Genomic DNA, 15,119 nt, shown 5'->3' on the forward strand with positions numbered 1-15,119 from the left:
GCCCCGCGCCTGCAGGAACAAGCCTCGCGTGCTAAGGTGCCCCGGGGCCGGGTTAACCCTTGGCGCCCCCTCTTTCCGCTCCCTCCGCTCCCACCGCTCCCCCAGTTACCGAGGCCTCCCGTGCCACTCCCCGACGCTCCCACTCCCTCCGCGGCGAACATCGCCCGGGCCGACAAGGCCCACCGTGCCAGCCATGGCGAACACGCGCCAACGCTGACGCCTGCCCTCACCTTCGTCTTCGCCGTGGCCTGCGGCCTGTGCGTGGCCAACATCTACTACGCCCAGCCGCTGATCGGCCCGATCTCCGACGCGCTGCAGCTGCATGCGGGCCTGGCGGGTTTGATCATGACGCTGACCCAGCTGGGCTACGGCGCCGGCCTCCTGCTGCTGGTGCCGCTGGCCGACGTGATCGAGAACCGGCGGCTCATCATCGGCGCGCTGTTCGGCGCGGTCATCGGGCTTGTGGGCATCGCGCTCTCGAACTCGGCCGTGACCTTTCTCGCGGCGTCCTTCATGGTCGGCGCCTGCGCAGTCGCGGCGCAGGTGCTGCTGCCCTTCGCTTCGCACCTCGCGCCCGAGGCCTCGCGCGGCAAGGTGGTCGGCAACATCATGGCGGGCCTCCTGGGCGGGATCATGCTGTCGCGCCCCTTCGCCAGCATGGTGGCCGCGAGCCTGGGCTGGCGCGCGCTGTTCTGGATCTCGGCCGTGCTCATGGCCACGCTCATCGCCGTGCTGTGGCGCGTGCTGCCCGAGCGTAGGCCGCATGCCTCGATCGGCTATGCACGCACCATGGCGTCGCTGCCCGGCATCGTGTGGAACACGCCGCTGCTGCGCCGCCGAGGGTGGTACCAGGGAATGATGTTCGCGGGCTTCCAGGCCTTCTGGACGGCCGTGCCGCTCGCGCTGGTGCACGAGTTCGGCATGGGCCAGCGCGGCATCGGCCTCTTCGCGCTCGCGGGTGCGGCGGGGGCGCTGCTGGCGCCGGTCGCGGGGCGCTTGGCCGATCGTGGATGGACGCGGCCCGCGACGGGCGTGGCGATCGTCGTTGCGCTCTTGTCCTTCGTGCTCGGCGCCGTATCGATGCACTTCCATTCGCTGGCCGGACTGGTCGCCGCGGGCATCCTGCTCGACGGCGCGGTGCAGCTGTGCCAGGTGCTGAACTTCCGCAGCCTCTTCATGCTGGCGCCCGAACTGCGGGGGCGGCTCAACGGCCTTTTCATGACCTTCATCTTCATCTGCGCGGCCGTGGCGTCGGGCATTGCGGCGGCGGTGTATGCGTTCCACGGCTGGACCGGGTTGTGCCTGCTGGGGGGCGGGTTCGTGTCGATGGCGTTGCTGCTGTACCTGACGGAGTTCCGTCGCCGGCCCGTGCCTCTGGCAGTCGGCGGATAAGCGAGGTTCCCGCCGCCGCGCCATGAACCCACCGGTCTTCTCGCGAAAGATCCCCGTCACGCAGATGGACGCTCGCGGCATCGGGGCGATCGTGGTCCTCTGCACGGTGTATTCCGCCCTGATGATGATGGGTGCCGCATGGCTCTTCGACGAAGACGCGACCGGTTGGCGTGCCGTGCTGAGCACCGTCGCGCTGCTGGTGCTCATCGCCGTGTGGATGGTCGGCCTCCTCGTTGTCGCCGCTGCGTGGATCTGGGTCGAAGAGCGCTGGCTCGCATCGGTCAAGCGCCGGCCGAAGGCGTTCAGCGCCAGCGCGCAGGTCGACGTCAACGAGCGCGGCCTGTCGATCGACGGGCTCGGCCATGTGCAATGGATCGACGTGCTGACCATCGAGGGCATTCCCGACAGCGACAACTACCTGGTCGTTCACACGCGCCCCTTCAACAAGCTGATGCTCACGGCGCCTGTCGATGAACTGGCACCGGTCATCAACCACTATCTCGCGCTCAGGAGCGATGCAGGGGCAATGGCGACAGCGACAGGCATCCTGCAAAGCCGCGCCATCGTTTTTTGCTGGCGATGTTTTCTCGCATGGATCGTGGCGGGGTATGCGCTCGCCGCCGCTGCGGGCGTGGCACTGGTGCTGTACGCGCCCGACGTCGGCTTCCTGAAGACGGTGGTGGCGCTCTGCGTGCTCCTGCCGATGATCGCGTGGCTGGTATGGGCCATTCCCTTCGCGCAGATCGGCCTCCTGTCGCATTCGCGGGTGCGCGCCTTCGAGCTCGACGGCGCACGGTTGCGCAGCACCGATGGCGCATGGCAGATCGACTTGATGCAGGCCCGTATCAGTCATCGGCATGCGCGCGGCCTTGGGTACGAATTCGACTTTCTTGCGATCCGGCCGAAGAGGGGCAAGAACCTGGATCTGTTGCTTGAAGGCGGGGCGGATCAGGAGGCGCTGCTGGAGGCGTTGGGCGGGCGTGGGTTGCTGCCGCAAAACGAAAACTCCGGACGCACCGACATACCCCCGAGCGAAATCCAGCGATAGCGAGGAAAACGCCCAACCCGATTCACGTTAGGCAACAGTGTCATTCGGTGCATCGACCTAAAACCTGAAGTCCAAAACTTCGGGAGCAGGGAATGATGCGCAGAACTCTTGTGGTCGGCGATCCGCCGATCTGCGGCGGCCGGGTGCTGCCTTATGTCGGCGCGCTGAGCTCGATCATCCACGGCCACCAAGTGGCCCTCATCGGCGGCCGAGCCTATTGCGAGGGATGCCACAGCGTCGGCATCATCGCCAAGGCCGGCGGCCCGCGGCGCGAGGGCTTCATCTCCGAGGTCGCGTTGGCGGGGGATGTGGTCGTGTGCCACTGTCCTCGTCCGCAGCCCATCGCCTCGACCCTTCAAGCCACGGCGTGGTACGACGACTTGTGGCAGGGTGCCGATGGCGCGCCACTCCCCGATGTGATGGATCTCCCCGTCCCGCAAGACCACGCCGGACGCATCGGCATGAAGAGGTTGGTGGACGACGGGGTCAAGCATCCGCCGGAGGCCGAGCAGACCGAAAACATCTGTCCGAACATGACGAACAAGGCGTTCTGTGCCCTGATGCTGGACCTGCGGGACAAGGCGATATCGCTCATCGAGAAAAAGCGCCTTCCGGAGCTGGAGCGTTGGGGAGAGCCTGATCAGCGTCGCGTAAAGGACTGGTTCGGCATAGCGGGCGAACCCATGCGCGATTACCTGAAGACGGGCCTCGCAGCCTGCGCACGGGTGCTCCGCGCCTTGAATTGCAGCAACTTCGTCCGCTTCTCCGAAGTCGCGTTGAAGAACGTCGGCTGCATACTGCCGCGCAACGCCGACGACGCCGCTGCGGCGGTCTGCAGGCCGGATATCCAAACTCGCACCATCGCGATCAACCTGAAGTTCTGCGAGCTTCGCCCGCTCTCTGCGGACGAGGACTCGATGCTTTCGACATTGATTCACGAGATCACTCATTTCGATGACTGCTTCGGCAGCCTCGACACGCTGTACTACCTGCGCTCGAGCCGCGACGCAGCGAAATCGTCGCCTGAAAAAATGAGGGCAAACGCGGACAGCATCGCGGGGTATGTGGTCTGGGGCGAGGTGTTCTATGCAAGCTAGAGCACTCGTATCGATCCTTGTCCTCGCGGGTTGTACTTGCGCGTCGGCATGCCAGCGCATCGTTCAAGTCCCGCTGGCCTTCGCCGAAGGTTCAGCAGATCTCGACAGCGCCCAGATCGTCAAGCTGGTTGCATGGATCGATCGCGCCCAATCGATGTTCGCGAATTACGTCGATGCGTCCGTTGAAGCGGGCGCGTCGATCGAGGCAACGGGAACGTCTCTCGCCGCGACACGAGAGCTGGCGCGCAGGCGTGCCGAGAACACCGGGCGCGCGCTGCGCATCCTGCTCCCTGTGAGGTTGCCCATCAGGCTCTCCTCGCATGCCTATCGAGAGAGAAATCAGCTTGGCGTGTCGAGCAACGATTTCGCATCGGTGCAGCTCTATCCGGACGCTGTGGCTTTGAACCTGCCGGACTGCAATCCGAAACCGATCCCCGAGTTCAAGTACGAGCGCTGAGATTTACCTGAGGGCATCGAGCCCTCAGGTTTCATCGTTAGCTGGTGCGACACACGTTCACTCCAATCGCGTCATCGGGCACTCCAGCACCAGCCGTTGCGGCAGGGGAGAGCCTCGCCAGTCCGGCAGGTCTGTCTTATGAAACGCCTCGAGCGACGGATAGCCGTCCGCAGTCCAATCCGTGCCATCGATCTGTTCGAGCGCGAGCACCTCGTACAGGCAATGATTGCCATATGCCTTCAAGCGAAAAGCAATCCGCTGCTTGCCATCGATCTGGCTTTTTTCAAGCACTTCGTAGGCACTGCGCCGGCAGGTGCTGAAGCTCGATTTCCATTCGATGGCTTTGCTGCGAACGTGAAGCCTGCCGTTGCAGGCCCTGCCGGTGCCGCTGAAACTGCCGGTGAATGTGGCATCGGCGGCCGACGTCGAGCAGGCGATTGCCAGGAGGCATAGCCCGAGCACGTTGCCTAGTTGCATGCGACCCCCTGCGGCTTTCCTTGCACGCGGCACTTGGTGCATAGCTCCATGCTTCATCCCTCGTTAGTTGGCGTGCCTGTGTTGTAGGCCGATCCGGCTTGGCGCACTGTCAACCAACGTCACCCCGCATGGACTTTTTCCGCGAACCCTCGGACCAATTTCTCCCACCCGCCCCCAGTGTTAGTCTTCCTCCCCCATGAACCTCCGCACCAAGATCGTCGCGCTGGCCGTCGCCCCGCTGCTCGTCGCGCTGGTGCTCGTGGCCTTGGCGGTGCGACATCAGGAGCACGACCTTGCGCAGCGCGAGCGCGCGCTCATCGAGCGCAGCTACATGGCCCAGCGGCGCAGCGAATTGCGCAGCTACGTCGAGCTGGCCGTGAGCAACCTGCGGCCGCTGTACGACTCGGGGCAGGACGACGAGGCCACCCGCAACGAGGCGCTGCGCCGCCTGGCGGCGCTGGACTACGGCGACGACGGCTACTTCTTCGTCTACGACCTGGAGGGCAACTCCCTCATGCATTCGCGCCAGCCCGAGCTGGTCGGCCAGAACCTCTGGGGCATGCGCGATTCGAAGGGGCGCTTCACCATCCAGGAGCTCATCAAGGGCGCGAAGGAAAACGGTGGCGCCTACGTCGAGTACGAATGGCGCAAGCCCTCCAGCGCGCAGATGGCGCCCAAGCTGGGCTACGTGACGGCGCTGCCGCGCTGGAACTGGATGGTCGGCACGGGCCTGTACCTGGACGACATCGAATCGACCATGGACGCTCTCGACAAGCAGATGAACGCCAACGTCACCGCCACGCTGCTGTGGATCGCGGGCATCGCGGCGCTGTGCCTGGGCGTGGTGAGCGCGGCGGGCCTGTTTCTGAACCTGAGCGAACACCGCGTGGCCGAGGCCAAGCTGCGGCTCCTCGCGCGGCGCGTGGTGCAGTCGCAGGAAGAAGAGCGCGGCCACCTCGCGCGCGAGCTGCACGATGGCACGAGCCAGACGCTGGTGTCGGCCAAGCTCCTGATCGAATCGGCCGTCGATGCGCTCGGCCGCGACCACCACGCGGCGCCGCCCGCGCTCGGCAAGGCGCTGCAGCGCCTGAACGATTCGCTCACCGAAGTGCGCCGCATCTCGCACCGCCTGCGCCCCGCGCTGCTCGACACGCTGGGCCTGCCCGCCGCGCTGGAGCGCCTGGGCCACGAGTTCGGCGAAGAGGGCAGCATCGACGCGTCCATCATGGTCGAGGGCGAGCCCTTCGAGCTCTCGCAGGAGACCAAGACCGCGCTCTTTCGCGTGACGCAAGAGGCGCTCACCAACGTGCGCAAGCACGCCGAGGCGCACCGCGTGCACATCGCGCTGGGCTTCACCGACGAGGCCGTGCGGCTGGAGGTGAGCGACGACGGCGTGGGCTTCGACGTCGAGGCGATGCAGCTGGACCCGCGCCACGGCATCGGTCTTCGCAACATGCGCGAGCGCATCGAGGCGATCGGCGGGCGCCTGGCGATGCGCTCGGGCCGCGGCCACACGTCCATCGAGGCCGAGGTGCCGGCCCGCAACGCGAGGGCTGAATCGGAATGACAGCAGCAGCACCACCACCACCCGCACCACCCGCACCACCTGCACAGTGGCCCACGCAGCAGGCACCCAAGCCCATCCGCCTCTTCATCGTGGACGACCACCCGCTCGTGCGCGACGGCCTGCGCGCGCGCCTGGGCGCGATGCCCAACCTGGAGATCGTCGGCGAGGCCGGCAGCGGCGCCGAGGCGCTCGCGCTCATCGACACGCTGCGGTGCGACCTCATGCTGGTGGATGTCGGCATGAAGGACATGAACGGCATCGACCTCGCCACGCTCGTGCTGCAGCGCGATCAACAGCAAGCGCCATCGCACCCCGCGCCGCACATCGTGATGCTCAGCATGTACGACAACCCCGAGTACGTGCAGAAGGCCATGCAGGTGGGCGCGCGCGGCTATGTGCTCAAAGACGCGCCCGCGGCCGAGATCGTGGCCGCCATCGAGGCGGTGTCCGCGGGCGGCACGTTTTTGAGCCCGGCCGTCTCGAAGAAGCTCTTTCGCAACCAGGCGCCGCGCCCGCTGCTCACGCCGCGCGAGAGCGAGATCCTCACCGCGCTCGGCCGCGGCGAATCGAGCAAGCAGATCGCGCGCGACCTCTCCTTGAGCGTGCGCACGGTGGAGGCGCACCGCCAGAGCATCAAGCGGCGCCTGGGCATCGAAGGGCAGGCGGAGCTCATCAAGTACGCGGTGGAGCATGCGCGGGAGTTCGGGCAGGGGTGATTTTCTTGCGCGATGCGCGGCCGATGTAGCCGTCGATTGAACCGTTGCTCAAGCCGCTGATAAAGCCGCTGATAAAGCCACCGACGAAACCTTCGATTCGGCCGCAACAGTGAACTCTGGAGAGGACTGTCAGAGCTTTGTGTATTGCGGTTGCCGCGCGTCGATTGACCGCGCAATTCGAGAATTAATGGGCAGAATTTTTTCGCTGCGCGGGGCTGTGGTTCTCTACAGTGAATGCCCTTGGGTGCTGACGACCCACCACTCACACACACCGATCGGATCGATGGACAGATGAACCGCTTTGCTTCACGGCGGGCTGTCGCTGCGATGAGCAGCGATGCGAACGTGAGGCGCAAAAGGCGACGGCCACGGTGCGCGAACACCATGGCCGTCTAACCAAATGACGTGCACTACTTTTTACTGAAAGCACAACACATGGCTGATCGAATTATGTCCCGGGGTCCCCGGACGAACTCTTCCAACGAAAACCCACCGAGCGCGAAGGACCTGCTCGAAAACAAGCTGGAGCAACTGAGAACCTTCCTCTGGTGCCTCTACGGCAACGATGGATGGTTCGAAGATGTGGGAGAGAAACACAGAGACAACCTGCTTTGGCTTGCTTCTGATTTGGTGGAGGAGGCGGTGATGTTGAATCAGGAGAGTGCTCCTAGCAAGTAGTTTCTCCCGAAGACCAAGCGCCGATGCTTTTGTTTGCACGGTGCTTGGCGCACTTCCTTTTGTGCGCTACTGTAACCACCCGTACGAATTCAGAACTGTCAACTAAGGGCGGCATGGCCACGAAGAAAATTCTCACCGCAGATCAGGAGTCGCTAGCCGACGCTTTGTTTCCACAAGAGCCCATAGAAGAACTCGAGGAGGCAATACTTTCTATATCGCCAGAGCGCCGCATTCTCCGCACAGAGCAATATGATTTCTCTGTGTCGACGCTCATTGCGATGATGGAAAAGAATGAAGTGATTATTCCCGAGTTTCAACGTCGCTATGTCTGGAGCGATCGGCAGGCTTCGAGATTAGTGGAGTCGCTCATCATTCAATGCCCGATACCTGTTATCTATATGAATCAGGAGCGCGACGAGACTTTCTCAGTGATCGACGGAAATCAACGACTAAATAGCCTGAAGCGCTTTCTTGAAGATGTATTCCCGTTGTCTGGATTGACGAGTTATCCGGAATTGAGCGGACTTAAATACTCAGAACTAGACAAGCGATTTCAGCGGCATATTAGCAATCGAGTTCTTCGGTGCACTGTCATTCTCAAAGAAACTCACCCTCAAGTGAAGTTTGATGTGTTTGAGCGCCTGAACTCCGGTGCGGTCGCGTTGACTCGTCAGGAATTGCGGCATGGACTGTATTACGGCTCTCTTCTGAAGGCTGCGTCAAAGGTTGCTAAGGAATTGAATCTCGAGAATCATTTTGGGACACGAAAAGATAAGCGAATGAAGGCCGAAGAGTTGGTCATACGCTACTGGGCCCTCAGTGAGGGCATTGGTGAGTATGAAAAGCCGCTAGCTACTTTTATCTCAACATATGCCGAGACTAATCGAAACTCGGACGATGATAAAATTGACAGATTAACTGGTGGCATCAAGCTTGCACACAAGCGTGCAGTCCGGTTGTTCGGGCCGCACGCTTTTACTTTTTCAAGAGACGATGGCCATTCTCGCTTTAATGCGGCAGTATTTGACGCGCAAATGGTTGCCTGCGCAAAGCTCACTGCCAGTCGTTTCGCTACGCTTGACGCTGATAAAGATGAAGTTCGTAAAGCGTATGAGGAGTTGCAAAGAAACCCCGATTTTGGAAGAAGTGTAACGCTGGCGACCAGCGACAAGGCTGCTTTGCAAGGTCGCATTCGCAAGGTTAGTGGTCTGCTTAAGAGCATATGACGTATAGACGCAGCCGCGCGCGTCTAGAGTTCGAGACGCAATTGGATCAAGCGATTCTAGAACTCATGCCGCTGTATAAATACACTATGAAGAGCGGTGGAGGTGGTGGCTCACGCTTGTTAGCGGCGTACTATGTCTTTGCTTTTGCTCAGCTTGAGGTTTATATCAAAGGTTTCGTTGAAGATTCGCTTAATACTTTAAGTACGCTGAGCCCGAAATTTGATAAATGGCCAGATCTTATGGTGGGCTATCTCTTGCATCGAAGCGAGAACCTCGGTGCCGAATATCGAAAATTCGGTATTAGCGATGATGAAGGAGCCATCCTTGATAAGGTCGCTCAGGCAGCGCGCAAGATTGCTCTGTGGGGCAGCGGTGGCCCAATGCCGGCTGTGATCGAGGCATCGGCTTTCCTTGAAAAGAAAAAGTATCCTTCACCCAAAAATCTTCCACAACTTTTCAGAAGGCTTGGAATACGGCAGATTTGGGCGCTTGTTAGTTCCACGGGGAAAATGAATAGCGAGCTGATTCTTACGTCGTTGAACGATTTGCGCACCGGAATAGCGCATGAGGGACGGGTGCCGCCTGGATTCGGTTTAGAGGATTTTAGGGACCGACTTAAGCAAATGAGGAGCTTTGTCGCCGCGTTAGATCGAGGTGTTTCGACTCATTTTTGCCCGAATGTTATGTCAAGAGCTGCTTGGAACGGCGCAATGGCCTAGCGTGCAAGATTTGCTCGTTAGATATCCTTGCTATGCTGTTCGTTGCTTAGTGGAGTTACCAATCTGTAGCACTATGTCTCTCTAGATATTGTCGCGGCTTCAGAATTTCAATGAAGAGAAAATGAAGGTCATCATCGCAAATTTTGGCAGAGGCAATTATCTCTGGCCGCAGTGTTTGGACCGTAGTACCGTTGCCACTATTGAAGATGTTCATCTTCGTCCATTTTTTCAGAGTGGTGATAAAAAGGGCTATGTTGAATTGTGTATGGCGACTGCAAAGACTGTTCGGGGGCGTGCTCCTACCCAAGCAGTCGCTTCTCGTTGGTTCAACGTCGGATTGGAAATCGCAGAGACCAACGGAGACATGTGGATCCATCGAGAAAAAGACGACATATGGTGGACCATTACAAAACCCGATCCAGTAGAAACGGAGTTGCAAGAAGCTTATCTGCCTTCGTATACTGGACAAATGGTTTATGTTATCCACAAGCCAGCAGAAGAATGGTCAAACCGTGATAAAAAAGGAAAACGCCTGAGCTGGGATGCAATTCATCCTAAGGCTAAAAATTTTCTTTTCACCGAGAGTACGCTAATTCAATTTTCGCTGGACAACGCGAATTATGTTCAAACATTGATTAATGGGGGAGAGCTTGCGCCCTGGCATGAAAGAAAATCTTGGGTAGATAAACTTGGAAGTGCAAAGAAGGCGCCTGTCGTTATCTTTAATCCAATTCAGATGGCTGCGTTTCGCATGGTGTCTACGGCGATGATGACTGTTGCAGCGGCTAATGGTCAGATCGTGGAGCGCATCCAAAAGAACAAGGAAAATATGTTCAGCGACGAGGAAGAGTTCCGCCGATTTGTCGAAGGGCTGATTCGGGATCAAGATGGGCTATGTGCTTTAAGTGGCCTGCCGCTGCAGTACGACTCGGTATTTGAGGACGCCGAGATGCTGGCCTCGTTAGATCGAATTGACAGCGATGGGCACTACGAGCCAAATAACCTGCAAGTGGTTTGTCGCTTCATAAATCGGTGGAAGAGCAACGATAAGGATTTAAATTTCTTACGGCTTCTCGCTGCAGTCCGCGGAATTTAAAGACTAAGGATTAGCTTTTATTTTCGGGCTATGGGCAGTAATTCCCAGGCACCTCCCGTTCCTATCGAAATGTCCGAACTTCTTCACAGTCCAGCCGCTGACCGCAACAAGCGGTCCATCCGTGACGCGTTAGCCGGCATCATTCGCGGCCAAGGCATCGCCTTAGAGATCGCCTCCGGCACAGGCCAACACGCCACGTGGTTCGCTGCCTCCATGCCCCAATGGATCTGGCAACCCACCGACGCAGACCCCCGCACGCTCCCCGCCCTCGCAGCCCGCGTCGCAGAAGCCGCACTCCCCAATCTCCGCCAACCGCTCCTCCTGGACGTGATGTCGCCTCAATGGCCATCTCAGGGCCCCGCGTTCGCTGAAGAAAGAGGAGGAGAAGGGGAAGAAGAAAAGTTCGACGCCATCTACTGCGCCAACATGCTGCACATCGCGCCGTGGCCCACATGCGCCGCCCTGATGCAAGGCGCTGCGCGGCATCTGCGCGCTGGCGGGTTGCTCGTCACCTATGGGCCTTACATCGAAGACGACGTCCCCACGGCGCCGAGCAACACGGCGTTCGACGAAGACCTGCGCGCCCGCAATGCCGCATGGGGCATCCGCCGCCTGGAAGACGTGGCGGCCGAGGCGCGCCGCGCAGGCCTCGCGTTGCGCGAGCGGCATGCGATGCCGGCGAACAATCTGCTGCTGGTGTTCGGGCTGCAGTAAAAACTGCAGGGTTTCTCCTTGGCAGCACGCGCATTCGCTGTGGACCGCCGTCCTCAACAATTCATCCGATAGAAAAAGCAAACTTATGAAGAGCCTCGCTGCTGAAGTTGTTCGATACCTTTGGGCACTCGTGTTCCTGGCCGACGACACGTTTCGCGACGACAACTTTGTAGCCGACGAGATCGAGCGAATCAGCTTTGAAATGGCCGATGAGTACTCGCCAGAGGAGCAGCGGGCCGTCATGGCCGTTGCCCGCGCGTGGCTGGACGCTGCCACTGCAGAACCGGATGCCCATGGATACACGCCGCGAAAGTCATCAACCCCGGAGCAGCGCGAATTTCTCGAATCGCTGGCGAGCGGGGCTTTCATGAACGCGGCGGACTGAAGAGCGACAGTCGAGCCTCAGTGGTCCGAAGCCAGCCTTCGTTGTACTGATCGGCTGGCGTGTAGCGCTGCATCGCAACGCTCGACGCTGTCTGCGATGCGTGAGTTGGGTTGTACTGCGCCACCGCATCCAGCACGCTGCTGCTCACGGGCCTCGCATCGTTGTTGCCATCCGCCAATTCCCGCCGCACATGCCGGCCCCGTTTCCTTCACGCCATGCAAGAACGTTTCATCGCCGACATCCTCAAGAACCGCAACAACCGCGCAATCCTCGAGCGATGGCGCGCCTTGTCTCTCCCCGATGGATGGCTGGTCGCCGGATGCCTTTTTCAAACGGCGTGGAACCTGCGGTCCGGCAATGCGCCGGAGGCAGGCATCAAGGACTACGACCTGTTCTACTTCGACGCCAGCGACACGAGCGATGCCGGTGAGCGTCGCGTGCAAGCGCAAGTCGATGAAGTGCTCGGCGACCTTGGCATCACGGTCGAGGCATCGAACCAGGCGCGTGTTCACCTCTGGTACGAATCGTATTTCGGCCATCCCTACGAGGCACTGCGCAGCGCCCGCGACGGTATCGATCGCTTCCTTGTTCCAGCAACGTGCGTCGGCGTTCGGCCGGGCGAGCTCTACGCGCCGAACGGCCTCTCGATGCTCTACGACGGCGTGCTCACGATGAATCCGCTGATGCCGTATCGCGAGCTCTTCAATGAGAAGGCCGCGTCGTACCGCGCGCGATGGCCGTGGCTACAGATTCAGGCAGACGGTCTTTCTCACAATGAGACTGCTGCGCGCTGAGCGTTCCGGGTAACGTTTTTCAACGGCACCACTGCTGCTCGCAAGGCACCCCGTCGTTGTTCCCATCCATCTTCACCCCGGGGCAGTTCTTCAGAAAGTAGGTGGCCTCCGCGCAAGAGGTCATCTGCGAACAGTACTTGCGCCCGTCGCAAGAGAAACTCGCCGTCGAAGGCGCAGCGCCCGGCTTGCTGGAGAAATTGAGCGCCGCCGGCTGCTCGCTCTGCATGGCCGAGAGCCGCTTCGCCTGATAGTGCTCATAGCCCTTCCAGGCGCCGAAAGCCAAAAGCGCAATCACGAGCAGTCGCATCATGTTCGTCTCCTCCGCCTCCGGGCGTGTGCGCGCGAGCTTACTTGAGCCGGTCGAAAGCAACCAGACCTGAAAACGCGACCCGGTGCGGCGGGCTATTACGGTACGGCGGCGCGATCAAGCAGCTATGTTTGAAAACCGCGCCTCAGCCTTTTCTCTTTGCAGCCACACACAGGTCCTGAAAAGAAAGATGCGGCCCCGCTCCCCCTGACCAGGAGCCCGGATACACCTCGAGCGCATCGAACCCAGTCTCCCGGTAGATGCTGCGAAAGACTTGTTCCGGCACCGCAATGGCGTCCTCGACGTTGTGGAGATCGGAGGTCATGAAGCCCTCCATCTGGTACCTGAAACCCGGCGCATCGCGCTTCAGGCGGATCGACTCCAGTGTCGATACGTTCAGCATGAAGCAGGTGTGCAGGCACTTGCCGCCCGGCTTCAGAACACGCGCCGTTTCACGAATGTAGTTCTCGATCGCCGGCGGTGCGAGGTGGGTCAGCACCGACGTGGAAAACACGATGTCGAAGCTCGCGTCCGCATACGGAAAGCGGAAGGTCTCGACGCTCTGCTTTCCCTCGGGGTTGTAGAAAGCATTGAAGACGTCGGCAGCCTGGAAATTGAAGTTCGCGAAGCTGGGCGTGATGTGGCGAGCACAGTAGTCGATGCCCAGCGGCATGATGTCGAAGCCCTCGTAGCGGCCCTGCTCATTCAGGAAGGCCGTCAGGGGCATGGCCATGCGGCCGATGCCACATCCGACATCCAGAACCTGAGAGTCCCGTTTCAGGTCGCACAAGTCCAGAAAGTGCGTGAAGAAATGAAGGCCCGTCTCGAAGTAGGAGCCTCCGCCATACGGCGTCGAAAGGTAGTCCGGTGGCGCGATGTTGTTGGCCGTAAGGCACAGCTTGTTGACGGCATGCACGCCCTTCAGGAGATTGATCTTCAACCTCTGCCGAGCGCTCAGCTGCATCCCTTTTTTCATGGTTTGTTGCTCCCGTTAATCGCATAAAAATCCATGCGCAGGGTAGCTCTGAGTCCTCCGCGGTTCGGGTGCGAGGCTTCAGTTCCAAGGCCGGAATGTGCGGTTCTGCTCCATAGTCGAATTCCAAACAGAGAGAGGAAAAAACGCGCAGGAACATAGGCGACTGTGGTCCCGTGGTTGTTGAAATGATCAAAATGTTCGTTAACCCATTCGAGCGAAATTCGCCAGAATCGGCCCCTGCAAAACAACGAGAGATCGCATGCTGAAGAAGTCCTTTGCCCTGCTCGGCCTCCTGCTCCTCGCAGCCATCGCCTACCTCGCCCTCTGGCCCGTCCCCGTCAAGCCCGTCGTCTGGTCCGCGCCGGCCGACCCCGGCTACACCGGCGCCTTCGCGGTGAACGACCAGCTCGCGCACCTCAACATGATCGACCTGGGCCGTGAAGAGGGCCCTGAGCACATCGCCCTCGGCCCCGACGGCAAGCTCTACACGACGGTGCTCAGCGGCAACATCCTTCGCATGAACCCCGACGGCAGCGCGCAGGAAGCCTTCGTCAACACGGGCGGCCGCGTGCTCGGTTTCGACTTCGATGCAAGCGGCAATCTCATCGCGGCCGATGCCTTCAAGGGCCTGCTGTCGGTGAGCCCCACCAAGCAGATCACCGTGCTCACCCACCAGGTCGACGGCCAGCCGATCCGCTATGCCGATGGCGTGGTGGTGGCGCGCGGCAGCGGCACGATGTATTTCACCGATGCATCCACGCGCTTCTCGCCGGCCGAGTGGGGCGGCACTTTCGAGGCCAGCGTGCTCGACATCCTGGAGCAGTCCGCCACCGGCCGCGTGCTGGCCTACGACCCGGCCACCAGGACGACGCGCGTGGTCGCGCGCGGCCTCGCGTTCGCGAACGGCATCGCATTGAGCGCGGATGAAAAAAGCCTGTTCGTCGCCGAGACGGGCAAGTACCGCGTCTGGAAGATCAGCGCCGAGGCGCGCGATCTCGATGCCGCCGCGGGCACGAACCCGCAGGCCGCGGTGCTGCTCGACAACCTCCCGGGCTACCCCGACAACCTCATGCGCGGGCTCGACGGCAAGATCTGGGTGGGCCTGGTGAAGCCGCGCAATCCGACCATCGACAAGCTGGCCGACAAGCCGTTCCTGCGCAGCGTGACGATGCGCCTGCCGCGCGCGCTGTGGCCGGTGCCCAAGGCCTACGGCCACGTGGTGGCGTTCAACGAAGACGGCAAGGTGCTCGCGAGCCTGCAGGACGCGACGGGCGCGTACCCGGAGACGACCGCCGTGACCGAGACGCGCGGGCGGCTCTATGTGCAGAGCCTGCATGCGAAGGGGTTGGGGTGGTTGAAGCGTTAGCGGGGTCATCCCCCGATTGCTCCCGCAGGTAGCCAGGCGCATCATGCGATCCTCGCGCGCGACCGGCCAGGCCGCGGCGCGACGCTTCTCTTCTGCACCCTGGC

17 protein-coding genes are annotated in these 15,119 nt (G+C 60.9%); 14 read left to right on the top strand and 3 right to left on the bottom strand.

Annotated features, from left to right (window positions below):
• Positions 1-120: 120 nt before the first annotated feature.
• From ACZYRS_RS08990 to ACZYRS_RS09005, 4 genes are all read left to right on the top strand, one after another.
• On the top strand, positions 121-1,392 hold the full coding sequence (locus ACZYRS_RS08990; protein ID WP_463418938.1) for an MFS transporter: 1,272 nt from the start codon (positions 121-123) through the stop codon (positions 1,390-1,392).
• 22 nt (positions 1,393-1,414) lie between these two features.
• On the top strand, positions 1,415-2,440 hold the full coding sequence (locus ACZYRS_RS08995) for a hypothetical protein (RefSeq protein WP_463418939.1): 1,026 nt from the start codon (positions 1,415-1,417) through the stop codon (positions 2,438-2,440).
• A gap of 92 nt (positions 2,441-2,532) precedes the next feature.
• Positions 2,533-3,537: a M35 family metalloendopeptidase gene (locus ACZYRS_RS09000; RefSeq protein WP_463418940.1), complete on the top strand. Its 1,005-nt coding sequence runs from the start codon at positions 2,533-2,535 to the stop codon at positions 3,535-3,537.
• Positions 3,527-3,994, top strand: a complete 468-nt coding sequence (locus ACZYRS_RS09005) for a hypothetical protein (RefSeq protein WP_463418941.1) — start codon at positions 3,527-3,529, stop codon at positions 3,992-3,994. Before ACZYRS_RS09000 ends, ACZYRS_RS09005 begins: the two co-directional genes overlap by 11 nt.
• 57 nt (positions 3,995-4,051) lie before the next feature.
• Here ACZYRS_RS09005 and ACZYRS_RS09010 read toward each other — a convergent pair whose 3' ends face one another.
• Positions 4,052-4,471 (bottom strand): hypothetical protein, encoded by a 420-nt coding sequence (locus ACZYRS_RS09010; protein ID WP_463418942.1) that lies wholly within the window; start codon positions 4,469-4,471, stop codon positions 4,052-4,054.
• 196 nt (positions 4,472-4,667) lie between these two features.
• Here ACZYRS_RS09010 and ACZYRS_RS09015 point away from each other — a divergent pair, with 196 nt between their 5' ends.
• The 9 genes from ACZYRS_RS09015 (at position 4,668) to ACZYRS_RS09055 (ending at position 12,366) form a co-directional block, all read left to right on the top strand.
• Positions 4,668-6,038, top strand: coding sequence for a cache domain-containing protein (locus ACZYRS_RS09015; protein ID WP_463418943.1), 1,371 nt, complete (start codon positions 4,668-4,670; stop codon positions 6,036-6,038).
• Positions 6,035-6,754, top strand: a complete 720-nt coding sequence (locus ACZYRS_RS09020; RefSeq protein ID WP_463418944.1) for a response regulator transcription factor — start codon at positions 6,035-6,037, stop codon at positions 6,752-6,754. Before ACZYRS_RS09015 ends, ACZYRS_RS09020 begins: the two co-directional genes overlap by 4 nt.
• A gap of 435 nt (positions 6,755-7,189) precedes the next feature.
• The gene (locus ACZYRS_RS09025) at positions 7,190-7,432 is read left to right on the top strand and encodes a hypothetical protein (protein WP_463418945.1); all 243 of its coding nucleotides are present in this window, start codon (positions 7,190-7,192) and stop codon (positions 7,430-7,432) included.
• 113 nt (positions 7,433-7,545) lie between these two features.
• Positions 7,546-8,658 carry a GmrSD restriction endonuclease domain-containing protein gene (locus tag ACZYRS_RS09030; protein ID WP_463418946.1) on the top strand — a complete coding sequence of 371 codons (1,113 nt, stop codon included), beginning with the start codon at positions 7,546-7,548 and terminating at the stop codon, positions 8,656-8,658.
• A gap of 41 nt (positions 8,659-8,699) precedes the next feature.
• Positions 8,700-9,377, top strand: a complete 678-nt coding sequence (locus tag ACZYRS_RS09035) for a HEPN domain-containing protein (protein WP_463418947.1) — start codon at positions 8,700-8,702, stop codon at positions 9,375-9,377.
• A 121-nt stretch (positions 9,378-9,498) separates the two neighbouring features.
• On the top strand, positions 9,499-10,473 hold the full coding sequence (locus ACZYRS_RS09040) for a hypothetical protein (protein WP_463418948.1): 975 nt from the start codon (positions 9,499-9,501) through the stop codon (positions 10,471-10,473).
• A 69-nt stretch (positions 10,474-10,542) separates the two neighbouring features.
• Positions 10,543-11,187 (top strand): DUF938 domain-containing protein, encoded by a 645-nt coding sequence (locus ACZYRS_RS09045; RefSeq protein WP_463418949.1) that lies wholly within the window; start codon positions 10,543-10,545, stop codon positions 11,185-11,187.
• A gap of 85 nt (positions 11,188-11,272) precedes the next feature.
• The gene (locus ACZYRS_RS09050) at positions 11,273-11,572 is read left to right on the top strand and encodes a hypothetical protein (RefSeq protein ID WP_463418950.1); all 300 of its coding nucleotides are present in this window, start codon (positions 11,273-11,275) and stop codon (positions 11,570-11,572) included.
• A 215-nt stretch (positions 11,573-11,787) separates the two neighbouring features.
• Positions 11,788-12,366 (top strand): nucleotidyltransferase family protein, encoded by a 579-nt coding sequence (locus ACZYRS_RS09055; RefSeq protein ID WP_463418951.1) that lies wholly within the window; start codon positions 11,788-11,790, stop codon positions 12,364-12,366.
• Positions 12,367-12,385: 19 nt separating this feature from the next.
• On the opposite strand, the gene ACZYRS_RS09060 is transcribed toward ACZYRS_RS09055, so the two are convergent.
• Both ACZYRS_RS09060 and ACZYRS_RS09065 read right to left on the bottom strand, forming a co-directional pair.
• Positions 12,386-12,676 (bottom strand): excalibur calcium-binding domain-containing protein, encoded by a 291-nt coding sequence (locus tag ACZYRS_RS09060; protein WP_463418952.1) that lies wholly within the window; start codon positions 12,674-12,676, stop codon positions 12,386-12,388.
• Positions 12,677-12,818: 142 nt separating this feature from the next.
• On the bottom strand, positions 12,819-13,649 hold the full coding sequence (locus ACZYRS_RS09065; protein WP_463418953.1) for a class I SAM-dependent methyltransferase: 831 nt from the start codon (positions 13,647-13,649) through the stop codon (positions 12,819-12,821).
• 259 nt (positions 13,650-13,908) lie between these two features.
• Here ACZYRS_RS09065 and ACZYRS_RS09070 point away from each other — a divergent pair, with 259 nt between their 5' ends.
• A complete protein-coding gene (locus tag ACZYRS_RS09070) occupies positions 13,909-15,015 on the top strand; it encodes an SMP-30/gluconolactonase/LRE family protein (RefSeq protein WP_463418954.1) in 1,107 nt (368 codons plus the stop codon).
• Positions 15,016-15,119: the final 104 nt, after the last annotated feature.

It is taken from the genome of Variovorax sp. AC194, from assembly GCF_979257995.1.